Raw genomic sequence first — 550 nt, 5'->3', positions numbered from 1 at the left:
TTGGCAACGTCTTGCCATGGGCCGCGAAAAACGATATTCGCGGCTTTTTTCTCCAGTTGATAGCGATACATTGGGTCGTAATATTCGTTAAGTAGCGGAACCAGCCATGCCATATGGCCGTCGGTGCTGCCGCTGGATAATTGCTCTGCCAGCGCCCTATCCAGCGTGTCCGTCAGTTCGGCAAAGCGTTGCAACCCCAGACGGCGGCGAATAGCGAACAGTCCATGATGAAGATATTCACTATACGCCTGCCAACCGGCTTCATCGCCGTAGGCGTGGGCGAAGTAGTGATTCATACGGATGATATATTCTTCACTCAGTCGTTATAGACGATGCGCAATCGGATCTTCCACTACCGCAATGGGGGCCTGCGCCATTCTTTCGCGTAAACACTCAGGCAGATGGTTGGCGCCGATCGTTCGCCCTTCATCTTCCAGTACCCGCCTTTTTAACGTCTGACGCGCGTTAATTTTCAGCAATTCAACGGCAAGTTTGTTTTCAAAACTGGCCTGGCTGAGTTGGGGTTTCAGCGTGCGGCCAAAAGAGGAGC

1 pseudogene is annotated in these 550 nt (G+C 52.5%); it reads right to left on the bottom strand.

What is annotated here, in order from left to right:
* Nucleotides 1-530, bottom strand: a pseudogene (locus tag KJQ97_RS10075) (tRNA 2-selenouridine(34) synthase MnmH); the annotation flags it as partial.
* Nucleotides 531-550: the final 20 nt, after the last annotated feature.

The organism is Campylobacter sp. 2018MI01 (assembly GCF_018501205.1).
Taxonomy (GTDB): domain Bacteria; phylum Campylobacterota; class Campylobacteria; order Campylobacterales; family Campylobacteraceae; genus Campylobacter_E.
This window is presented reverse-complemented; position numbering and strand designations above follow the sequence as displayed.